Origin of the sequence: Nonomuraea sp. NPDC005501 (genome assembly GCF_040605905.1) — a bacterium.
GTDB lineage: Bacteria > Actinomycetota > Actinomycetes > Streptosporangiales > Streptosporangiaceae > Nonomuraea.
Genome location: NZ_JBEXDT010000106.1, coordinates 17431 through 28493, shown reverse-complemented (window position 1 = coordinate 28493; position 11063 = coordinate 17431). Strand labels below are relative to the sequence as shown.

Genomic DNA, 11063 nt, shown 5'->3' with positions numbered 1-11063 from the left:
GGCCCGCCGGCCACGGCCACCGGCCCGCCCGCCGCCGCGGGGACCGCCGTACGCCCGCTCCACGGCGGCACCCAGGCGTCCAGCTCCGCCAGCCCGGCGGGGAACGTCCGGCCCGCCTCCCTCACGAGCACCGGTACGAGCTCCCGCGCCTGCTCCCGCAGCGTCGTGATCAGCCTGGGCAGCCACGGCAGCAGCACCGCGTCAGGCAACCGCGCGAACGCCTTGGAGATCAGCTCCACCACGAACGGCGTCAGCGACGGCACCGGCTCCAGCGCCTGCACGAACCCGCTGATGTAGAGCGGGAACGACGGCAGCACGAGCGGGTTGGCGAGCAGCTCGTCGCACCGCTCCCGCAGCGCGGCGATCGACAGCAGCCCGAGCTGCGTGTGCGCCGCCCACAGCAGCGCCACCTTGGCCGGCGTCCGCGGATGCGACTGCTGGACGGCCAGCTCCAGCTGGGCCCGCTCGCAGCCGAGCGACAGCGCCAGCCCCTCCATGGAGAACAGGAAGCCCAGCATGGCGCCGACCTGCCGGACCCCGGTGTCCTCGGCCACGAACGCGGTGGGCAGCAGCGTGCAGTACTGCGCGTAGCCGGTGGTGACGAACGCCTCGCACCAGGCGGGCAGCTCCGGCTCCGCCGCCCGGTAGTGGGCGAGCAGGCGGCGGACGCGGCGCAGCACCTCGGGCGCGTCGTCCACGGTGCGCTCGGCGGACAGCAGCTCGACGGCCCGCGCCCCCAGCTCGTCGGTGAAGCGGCGGCTGCCGAGGAACACGATCGAGTCCTCGACCGCCTCCAGCGCGGTCGCGGCCGTGGCCCGGGGGTGCCGCACCGCGTCGCGCAGGCGCCGCTCCAGCACCTGCTCGACGGTGACGCCCTGGTAGCCCAGCTCGATGACGGAGCGCTGGTGCTGGCCGAGGGACAGGTCCCAGCTCTCCTGGATGGAGCGCTCGCCGAGCCGCCGCGTGCCCATGATGGGGCGCACCGCGCCCTCGGGCAGCAGGTAGCGCAGCATCCACAGCAGGTGCGAGCAGGGCGCGAGGTGGGGATCGGCGTCGAGGTTCATCAGCGCCCGCTGGACCGTGCGCTTGTGCAGGTCGAGCCCGAGGGGCTCCAGCCGGTCGTAGACGTCGCGGGCCAGCGGCGGCATCGCGTCGTAGCCGACCTGGCCGATGCGGTCGCCGCCGAGCAGGATCTCGCACAGGTGCCGGACGTCGCGCCGGCCGGGCACCACGTCCTTCTCGATGCAGGTGACCGCCGCGTCCTGGAAGTCGTACGGCGTCGGCCGGGCACGGTCGCGCATGCTCGCGAGCAGGATCGACGTCTCGTACACGGCGATGGCGTCGGCGGTGCTGGCCAGGTAGCCGTTGCGGCGTGCCAGCCGGACCAGGTCCACGCACCAGCCGAGCAGCTCGGCCTCGTCGAGCCCGCCCAGCTCCGGCGGCTTGGACAGGAACCCGCTCAGCCGGTCCGCGACCGGCCGCGGCGTCTCGGGCCCCGTCTCCTTCGCGCGGGTCCGCTTGGTCGTGGCCTGCCCCTGCTGTCCCTCCAGCCGGTACGTCTGGACGCCGCCGCGCGAGACGGCCTTGGCCCAGGTCGCCGCCGCGATCGACACCGAGCCGGAGGCCAGGCCGAACTGCGCCTCGATGGCCGAGTGGCTGGACGGGATGAGGCCGTACAGCCACCGCGTGCCCGTGCGGGGCGTGATGGCGTACGTGCCGGAGCCCGCGAGCCCGAACTCCTCGACCCGGCTGGCCGCGTGGAAGGCGCCGCACACGTACAGGCAGCGCTCCGGGTCGGCGCCGGAGGTGGACAGGTGCTCGCGGATGCGCGTCCACATGTGGCGCTCGCGCTCCTCGTCCCGCGCGAGCCGGTCGCCCCGCTCCGGGGCCAGCCGCCGGAACAGGCTGCCGATCAGCACCATGACCTGCCGGTAGGTGTCATGGTCGGCGTCGAGCAGGGGGCGCTCCACGTACTGGTCCCACCACTCGGACCAGTGGCGCACCTTGCCGTGGTGCAGCAGGTGGGCCTCCAGCTCGGCGAAGCGGGGGCGCAGGTCGCCGATCTCGATGCCCACGGCGTCGCCGTGCAGCGCCGCGTCCTCACCTAGCTCCGGCTGCTCTTCCTCGGCGGCGTCCTCCTCCTTGGGCAGCCACTGGAAGACGTGGTCGGCCGAGCGGTCCACGAGGACCAGCTCGACGCCGGGCGTCTCCAGCGCGTACGCGATGACCTGGTACTCCGCCGACGCCTCGGTGATGGGCGCCACCACGCTGAGCGGCCCGGAGCCGGGCGGGAAGCCGTCGAGCTCCGTCGCGAACGCCTGCAGGGCCACCGGCAGGCGGCAGTTGCGCAGCTCGCCGAGCAGCGGGCGCAGGTCCTCGCACAGCTCCAGGTAGACGACCTGGGGCCGCTTCTCGCGCAGCCGGCGCGCCATGGCCAGCGCGGACGCGGGCGAGTGGTGGCACACCGGGAAGATTTCGAGCTCCTCACGCAGCGCCCGGTCGACGTCGTCCACCAGGCCTGCGAGGATCTCGGACAGGGAGGCCGGAGCGCCGGCGAAGGCCGCGGCGGCGTCCAGCAACTGCTCGCGCAGGGCTCCGAACGGACCCGCGACCGCGCCGGGCGAGCTCATGACAGGGTGGCGATCGCCTGGCGGCCGCCTTCGAGGAAGTCCGGCCATTCCCCGCCGTCCTTCTTGCTGCGGGGCTCGACGACGCCGTGCCAGTACTTGTTGAGGATGGCCAGGTCCTCCGGGTTGCGGCGGGCCAGCGAGCCGACCAGGGAGCCGGCGAGGGTCTGCGCGCGCAGCGTCTGGTCGCCGAAGAACTGGCTGTGCAGGATGGCGTCCTCCAGCACGCCGATCTGCTCGGCCGTGGACAGCGCCGACTCCAGTCTCTCGTCGTCGCTGCTCGCCGACTCGGACGCGGCCCGCAGGTCGGCGAAGCTCTGCAGCAGGATGTCGAGGAGCGTGGGCGGCACGTCCAGCTCGATCCGGTGGCGGCGCAGCAGCTCGGTGGTGCGGAAGCGGACGATCTCCGCCTCGCTGCGCTTGTTCGTCACGACGGGGATGCGGACGAAGTTGAAGCGCCGCTTCAGGGCCGAGGACAGGTCGTTGACGCCCCGGTCGCGGCTGTTGGCGGTCGCGATGATGGAGAAGCCGGGCTTGGCGAAGACGATGTTGTCGTCGTCCAGCTCGGGGATGGACACGTACTTCTCGGACAGGATCGAGATGAGCGCGTCCTGCACGTCACTGGTGGAGCGGGTCAGCTCCTCGAAGCGGCCGATCACGCCCTGCTCCATCGCCGTCATGATGGGCGAGGGGATCATGGAGTCGCGTGACTGCCCCTTGGCGATCACCATGGAGACGTTCCACGAGTACTTGATGTGGTCCTCGGTGGTGCCGGCCGTGCCCTGGACGACCAGCGTCGAGTTGCGGCTGATCGCGGCGGACAGCAGCTCGGCCAGCCAGCTCTTGCCCGTGCCCGGGTCGCCGATCAGCAGCAGGCCGCGGTCGGAGGCGAGGGTCACGATGGCGCGCTCGACGAAGCTCCGGTCGCCGAACCACTTCTGCTTGATCTCCCGGTCGAGCCCGTCGGAGCGATCGGACCCGAGCACGAACAGCCGCACCATCCGGGGGCTCAGCCGCCACGAGAACGGCTTGGGCCCGTCGTCCACGGACTCCAGCCAGTCGAGCTCGTCGGCGTACTTCACCTCGGCGGGGGCACGCAGCATCTCGTCGGTCATGCGGGGGACTCTCCTAGGTGAGGAAGCTCTTGAGCTCGAACACGAGTTTGCGGATGTGGCCGGAGATCACCGGAGTGCCGAGGTCCTTGAACTTCTGGCGGAACCACGGGTTGACGCTCTGCCGGCCGGAGCTGTTCACCGAGCCGACGGGGATGAAGCGCACGCCGGAGCGGTGGACGGCCTGGATCCCGTCGAACAGCGGCTGCGACCGGTCGAACTCGTAGAAGTCCGAGATCCACACCATCACGGTGTTGCGCGGCTCGGCGATCTTCGGCCGGGCCATCGCCATCGCGACGGGCCCGTCGTTGCCGCCGCCGAGGTCGGTGCGCAGCAGCACCTCGAACGGGTCGTGCACCCAGGGCGTCAGGTCGATCGCCCTGGTGTCGTACGCGATGAGGTGGACGTCCACCTTCGGCAGCCCGGCGAAGATCGACGCGAGGATGGTGCAGTTGACCATGGAGTCGACCATGGAGCCCGACTGGTCCACCACCACGATCAGCCGGGACGGCGTGTTCTTGCGGGCCGTGTGCCGGTAGAAGAGGCGGTCGACGTAGAGCCGCTGGTCCTCGGGGCTCCAGTTGGTGAGGTTCTTCCAGATGGTCCGGTCGAGGTCGAGGTTGCGGAACACCCGTTTGGGCGGCACCGATCGGTCGATCTTCCCGGCGCTGGTCTGCTCGACCTGCGTACGGAGCACCTCGGCGACCTCGTCGACGAACCGGCGGATCAGCGCCTTGGCGTTGGCCAGCGCGATGCCCGACAGGTTGGCCTTGTCGCGCAGGAGCTGCTCGATGAGCGACATGCTGGGCGTGAGCTGCCTGGCCAGGGTGGGGTCGGCCAGCACCTCGCGCAGGCGCATCCGGCTGACCAGATCGCCTTCGAGGCCGGCCAGGACGCCGCCGAGCTCGTCGCTCGCGGGGTTGGCGCGCAGCCCGCCGGGCTCGTGGCCGAGGGCGCGCTCGAACCAGCCGGCGTCCTGCTGCCAGCGGGCCAGGCCGCTCGCGGAGACGCTGCCCGAGCCGGTCGCGAACACGTTGAGCAGCAGCTTCGACACCAGCGCGGCCCGGCGCACCTCTTCGGGGCCGATCTCCTCGGACTCCGGCAGGCCGGGCGCCATCAGGCCGTCGAACTCGGCGGCCAGCTCGGGGAAGCGCTGCACGACGTTGTCGACCGAGATGCCGGGGTCGAGCAGGGCGGCGGGCAGGCCGAGGTCGCCGACGACGGCCATGCTGCCCGCTTCGAGGGCGGGCTGCTCGTCGGCCTCGAAGACGCGGGACAGCAGCCGCCAGTAGAGGAGCTGCCGCCGGTTCGCGTCAGCGCTCGAAGGCCCGCTCGGGAACGCGCTCGGGGACTCGCCAGGGGACTCGCTCGGGGTTTCGCTCATCGCCGCAGCAGCCGTCCCGCCCGCTCCTGGAGTACGGCGACGACGTCGCCGGCCTTCGCCACGGCCTTGACCGCCTTGGGGTCGGTGGGGCCGAGCGCCCAGTCGCCGTTGCCGGCCTCGACCGGCTTGCGCTTGACCGTCGCCTGCACCGCCAGCGGCTGGACGGACCATCGTCCGCCGTCCCAGCGCATGAGCCCGACGCAGGCGGTGGAGGCCGCCACGAGCTGGGGGGTCAGCGGGCCGCATGAGGGCAGCCGGTCGGTGTCGAGGGCGATCGGGTGGCCGTCGACGTCGAGCGTGCCGTCGCCGGTCACCGTGTAGCCCTCCAGCAGGACGGGCTCGGCGATCCGCACGGGATGGCGGTCGAGGGGCGGCGCCGGCGGGGCGAGCGCGCCGGCGAGCTGGACGCGGGCCACGGCGAACGGGTCGGCGGGCTCGCCCGCGCGGGCCCGGTCGTCGTGCCACACGAGGTCGCCGCCGGGCAGCAGCGGCATGCCGGTGAGGTCGAGGGCGCGGTGCTCGGCCAGCGCCATCAGCAGCGCCGGGTGGCCTCCCAGCAGCCGCCACACGGCGGGGCCGGTGATCGTGTCGACCTTCATGGCGCTGACGCTCGCGCGTACCAGCCGCTTCGGCTCGTCGCCCGCGGGCTCCAGCACGCCGTGCACCTGCACCTGCACGGCGGTGCCGTGCTCGTGGACGTCCACGCCCAAGGGCAGCAGCCGCCCGGAGACCGTGACCGGCTCCGGACGGGCGGCCAGGCCGCCGGGCTGGGCGAGCAGGAGAGCCCGCGCCCACAGGTCGCCCCACCGGCGGGCGGGCAGGTGCGGCATCAGGCCGATCGGGCCGGAGGCGGCCAGCTCGGCCGCCAGCCCGTCGAGCAGCACCGCGAGGCGGCGCGCGGCGGGCTGGGCGAGCAGGGCCTCGACGGCCTGCCCGGAGCCGGAGATCAGGTCGTGGTCGACGCCGCGCCAGCCGGTGATGGCCACCTCGTGCAGCCAGGAGCGGCCGGCGGCGAGCAGGTTCGCGGGGACGCCCGGCTCGTCCGGCGTCCCGCCGGTGGCCGGCCAGGGCTCGCGGTCGCGGCCGAGCGCGGCGTCGAGCCGGTCGAGCAGGGCGTCGTGGACCGCGCCGAGCAGCGCGGTGCGGGCCCCGGCGAGAGCCGCCAGGTGCTCCTCGCCGACCGAGCCCGCGGCGATCTTGGCCGCCGCCTCGGCCGCCCGGTCGCCCAGGGGCGTGCCGGCCATGGCCCCGGCCAGGGCGGCCAGCGCCCCGGCCCGCTCCTCGCCGAGCCGGGCGAACCCGTTGGCGAGCGCGTCGTCGAACCCCGTCACCAGCTCCAGGGCCTGCCCGGTCCCGGGCACGTCGCCGTCGAGCAGCGCGGCGAGCTGCACTCCGCGCATCAGGCACCCGCCCCGGTCGCCGGGAACCACTGCAACTCGAGCACCGGCTCACCGGTGCCCGGCAGCTCCAGGTACGCCAGGTGGCGCAGGAACCGGCTGAACACCATGGACGCCTGCGTCCGCTCCACCGAGCCGTCGAGGGCGCCGATCAGGTCGCCGTCCTCGCCGACCTCGGCCCGCAGGTAGCCCGCCACGCGGTCCAGGCCGTACTGGAGCACGGCCTCGGCGGCCAGCGCCTGGAGGTGCTTGCACGGCGAGCCGTACAGGCCGCCGCAGGGCCGGTTGTTGTTGGTGCTGCAGCTGTACGCGTGGGTGCCGGCGGCGATCGAGGAGACGTACACCCGCTCGATGTCGGAGCCGCTCGACACGACGCCCTGCAACCGTCCGTCGGCCAGCTCGACGAACGGGACCTTGGCCAGCTTGCGGGGCCGGACAGGCGGCACCACCGGCACCACGCTGCGCTGCTCCCACGCGGCCATGTCCGCGGTCACGACCTTTCGACCTCCCAGCCCGTACGGCTCGCGGACGCCTGATGGTGCGACGGCACTACGCGAACGGCCGATTGATGATCCGAGAATGTACCCCAGCCGACCGACAATCCTGGACCGGAAAAGATCACCGGAGGTGGGGCCTCAGGAGGGCAGGGCGCGGCGCAGGAAGCCGAGCTGGTGCAGCAGCAGGTTCTCGGCCACGGACTCCTCGACGGGCAGGTGGGTGGTGCGCGGCAGCGGCAGCACCTCGTGCGCCTTCCCGGCCGCGAGCAGCGCCGCCGACAGCCTCAGGGTGTGCGCCGGCGCGACGTTGTCGTCGGCCAGGCCGTGGATGAGCAGCAGCGGCCGGGTGAGCGACGCGGCCTCCAGGACGGGGGAGCAGCGGTCGTACGCCTCCGGGTGCTCGTCCGGGTGTCCGAGGTGGCGCTCGCGCCAGTGCGTGTCGTACAGCCGCTGGTCCGTGACGGGCGCGCCCGCGACGGCGGCGTGGAAGACGTCGGGCCGGCGCAGCACCGCGAGCGCGGCCAGGAACCCGCCGAACGACCAGCCCCGGATCGCCACCCGTGACAGGTCCAGCTCGGGCCGGCGGGCCGCCACCTCACGCAGCCCCTCGACCTGGTCGTCGAGCACCGGCCCGGCGAGGTCGAGGTGGATCTCCCGCTCCCAGGCGGGCCCGCGTCCCGGCGTGCCCCGGCCGTCCACCGCGAGGACCGCGAAGCCCTGCTCGGCGAACCACTGCGAGACGTACGTCCACCACGCCTGCTCGGCGGTCACCTTGCGCAGGGCCGGGCCGCCGTACGGGTCCATGAGGACGGGCAGCGGGGCGTCGCCGGGCCGGTGCCAGGAGGGCAGGAACAGGGCGGCGCGCAGCCCGCGGGGGCCGAGGCTCAGCAGCTCGGGCCGGGGCTCCAGCACGGGCCGCTGCGCGTGCGAGACGATCTCCCGTTCCACGGCTTCCCCCGCACCGGCTGCGCCCGCGCTGGCTGCTCCTGCACTGTGGACCGTGACGCGGGTGCCGGGACGGTCGAGGGTACGGGAGAGGAGCACGGTGGTGCCGCCCTGCCGCACGGCGCTGTGGACGCCCGGCTCGGTGGTCAGCGGCCGCGCCCCGGCGTCCGGGTCGTAAGCCCACACGTGGGTCTGCGTCGGCTCGTCCGTCGCCGCGAACAGCACGGTACGGCCGTCCACGGCGAGCACGCCGAGGAGCTGGAGGCCGGGCGGGGTCACGGGCACGCCGTCGGCCATGAGCCGGCGTGTGCCGTCCACGTCGCCGGCGGTGAACAGCGCGCCGGCCGAGTCGCGGGCGGGCAGGCCGGGCAGGAGCTCCACCCAGGCGTCGTCGCGCTGCTCGGCCAGCACCCGGGCCGCCCCGGTGGCCGGGTCGATCCCCAGCACCTGGACGTGGCGCTGGTCCCGGCTCTGCACGGACGCGTACGGCCCGGCGGCGTCCCAGCCGGCGTCGGTCAGGTACTCGAACCCCTTGGTGTCCCAGGCGACCGGGGTGAGCGGCCTGCGTCCTCCGGCGTCGGCGATCCACAGGCTGACCTCGGCGTTGGCCGTGCCCGCCGACGGGTAGGGAACGCTGACCGGAGGCTGGGAGGGGTCGGAGGGGTCGGCCAGGTGCCAGCGCCGCACGGGCGCGGTGTCCACGCGGGCGACGAGCAGCCGGGTGCCGTCGGGCGACCACCAGTAGGCGCGGTGGCGGCCCATGGACTCGCTCGCGACGTGCTCGGGAAGGCCGAAGGTGACCTCCGGCCCGTCCGGCACCGCCACCGCCCGGTCCAGGGCGTCTCCGGTGTCGGCCACGCGGAGGGCGCCGCCGCTGACGTACGCGACGCGGCGGCCCGTGGGGTCCGGGCGGGGGTCGAGGGCGGGCTCGGCCGCGGCGACCGGCCGTACCAGGCCGTCGGAGACGCGGACCGTCCACAGCCGGCCGGACAGCGCGAAGGCCAGCAGCTCGCAGGCGGCGTCGGCGGCGTAGGCGACGATGCCGGAGGACAGCTCGCCCGCCCGCTGACGCCGGGTGAGCTCCTCGGCGGAGAGCTCCTCGCCCGCGCCCACGAGCAGCGCCCGGGGGTCGGCGAGGAGGCGTTCGCGGCCGGTGGCGACGTCGAGCGCCCACAGGCAGCTCACCGGGTCGTCCCCGGCACGGCTGCGCAGGAAGACGACGGTGCCGCCGTCGGGCGAGACGCTGATCTTGCCGGGCGCGCCGAGCGTGAACCGCCGCGTGCGGGCGAGCTGGCGCGGCAGGGAGGGGACGGACATGCTGCTCCTTCGGATAGCGAGGGACATCCGAAAAGCAGCTTGGCCGCCTCCGCGGGAGCGGGAGACGGCCTACCGGTCAAGGAATAGTTTATCAGCTCCCGGAGGGGGCGGCAGAGTCCAGCCCCTCCACGCCGGCCGGCGCCCAGAAGGTGGTGGCCGAGCCACTGAGGAGGTTCCCGGCGCGAACAAAGGAGCTTCAAGTAAAGTGACGAACGCGCATTATGATCTCATCCGTTGCGGATGTGGTCAGGACGGGCGTCATGGCGATCCGGTGGGCGGTGTAGATGGCGGGTCTCGATCTCCAGTACGAAGCGCTCGATGACGGGCAGACGGTCGCGCGCGAGCTGGTCAAGGACTATCGGGCGGCGGCGGGCGGCTACCCGGCCGCGACGTCCGACTCGCTGATGTTCGGCAGGCTCGACGGCTCCTCCGCTCTCGCGGGTCTGCTCGACGAGGTCGAGCAGATCGTCAGTGACGACCTGGAGTACGCCCACCGACGGCTCTCCGGCGTCGAGTCGGCCCTGGAGGACGTGCGGAGCAACGTCAAGAAGGCCGAAAAGGCCAGCACCGTAGCGGCGGCCTGATGGGGGCCACCGAGACCGTCGACGGACTGCCCGGCGGCGGCTCCGAGCTGGCCCGCATCCTGGAGAAGGTCAACGGCAGCCCCAGCACCATCCGGGACGTCGCCAAACGCTGGCGCGGCACCGCGGGCTCGGTCAGCACCCGCACCGGCCGGCTCAGCACCGCGGTCAAGAACATCAACACCGGCTGGCAGGGCGACTCCGCCGACGAGTTCGTCAAGTACATGCGGAACTACCAGGTCGCGGGTGACGCCGTCAACGACCTCCTCGGCGGCTGCGCGGGCACCCTCGACTCCATCGCGGACGCGCTGGAGACGGCCCACTCGAAGGTCAACGGGATCTGCGAGGGCGTGCTCGCCCAGGTCCGCTCGTTCCGGACGCAGAACCCCGACGCGACGCAGGAGGACTTCGACAAGGCGATCGCGCCCGTGGTCCGAAAGGCCGTCGGTGACGCCCAGACCCACCTCTCGACCGCGAACAAGGCCGTCGGCGAGGCCGAGGCAGCCATCAGGAAGACGATCAAGGCCAAGCACGCCTCGTTCAAGGCCATCAAGCAGGCGGGCGACGACGCGTTCGGCACGACCGGCTGGCAGCCGACCCCCGCCCCCAAGTGGACCACCACCTTCCTCGCCAGTGCGGACGGCGGCGGTGCAGCGTCCCCCGCGTCCTACTCGGGCGCGTCCACCGTCGCCTCCGGCGGCGGGCCCGACGCCACCACGGCCTACTCGGGCGGCGCCGCAACACCCGTGCCGTTCGTCACGGGCAACGGCACCGGGGCCGACATCGTCAACGCCGCGCGGCAACACCTCGGCAAGCCGTACGTCTGGGGCTCCAACGGCCCGTCGTCCTTCGACTGCAGCGGCCTCGTCTACTACGCGATGAACCAGGCCGGCATCAAGATCGGTGACGCCACCGCCGACGTGTACCAGGCCAGCGGCCACGCCATCACCGGTCAGCCGCAGCCGGGCGACCTGGTCTTCTTCGGCCAGCCGGCCCACCACGTCGGCATCTACGTCGGCAACGGCCAGATGATCCACGCCCCGCGCACCGGCGACGTGGTCAAAGTGTCCACGGTCGCCAGCAACGCGAGCCTGGGCCCCATCACGTACCGCCGCTTCACCTGACCCGGCACACCCGGCCCGATCCGGGAGCCGCGCTTCGCCTCACCGGGCATAGCCCCGCCCACGAGGGTAGGGGACGCGG

Annotated in this window: 8 protein-coding genes; 2 read left to right on the top strand and 6 right to left on the bottom strand. The window is 73.3% G+C overall.

What is annotated here, in order from left to right:
* The 6 genes from ABZS51_RS36045 to ABZS51_RS36020 all read right to left on the bottom strand — a co-directional run.
* A partial coding sequence (locus ABZS51_RS36045) for a DUF5682 family protein (protein WP_355450862.1) occupies nucleotides 1–2630 on the bottom strand: 2630 nt, incomplete at its 3' end.
* Entirely contained in the window at nucleotides 2627–3742 is a 1116-nt protein-coding gene (locus tag ABZS51_RS36040; protein ID WP_310707721.1) for an AAA family ATPase, read from the bottom strand. The genes ABZS51_RS36045 and ABZS51_RS36040, both read right to left, overlap by 4 nt.
* 13 nt (nucleotides 3743–3755) lie before the next feature.
* Nucleotides 3756–5123 (bottom strand): VWA domain-containing protein, encoded by a 1368-nt coding sequence (locus ABZS51_RS36035; RefSeq protein ID WP_355450858.1) that lies wholly within the window; start codon nucleotides 5121–5123, stop codon nucleotides 3756–3758.
* Nucleotides 5120–6523: a hypothetical protein gene (locus ABZS51_RS36030; protein ID WP_355450855.1), complete on the bottom strand. Its 1404-nt coding sequence runs from the start codon at nucleotides 6521–6523 to the stop codon at nucleotides 5120–5122. The genes ABZS51_RS36035 and ABZS51_RS36030 overlap by 4 nt, the downstream gene beginning before the upstream one ends.
* A complete protein-coding gene (locus ABZS51_RS36025; RefSeq protein WP_355450852.1) occupies nucleotides 6523–7014 on the bottom strand; it encodes a hypothetical protein in 492 nt (163 codons plus the stop codon). The genes ABZS51_RS36030 and ABZS51_RS36025 overlap by 1 nt, the downstream gene beginning before the upstream one ends.
* Nucleotides 7015–7155: 141 nt before the next feature.
* Nucleotides 7156–9279: a prolyl oligopeptidase family serine peptidase gene (locus tag ABZS51_RS36020; protein WP_355450849.1), complete on the bottom strand. Its 2124-nt coding sequence runs from the start codon at nucleotides 9277–9279 to the stop codon at nucleotides 7156–7158.
* Between the two features lie 284 nt (nucleotides 9280–9563).
* Here ABZS51_RS36020 and ABZS51_RS36015 point away from each other — a divergent pair, with 284 nt between their 5' ends.
* Nucleotides 9564–9863 (top strand): hypothetical protein, encoded by a 300-nt coding sequence (locus tag ABZS51_RS36015; RefSeq protein WP_355450846.1) that lies wholly within the window; start codon nucleotides 9564–9566, stop codon nucleotides 9861–9863.
* Nucleotides 9863–10984, top strand: coding sequence for an NlpC/P60 family protein (locus tag ABZS51_RS36010; protein WP_355450843.1), 1122 nt, complete (start codon nucleotides 9863–9865; stop codon nucleotides 10982–10984). The genes ABZS51_RS36015 and ABZS51_RS36010 overlap by 1 nt, the downstream gene beginning before the upstream one ends.
* Nucleotides 10985–11063: the final 79 nt, after the last annotated feature.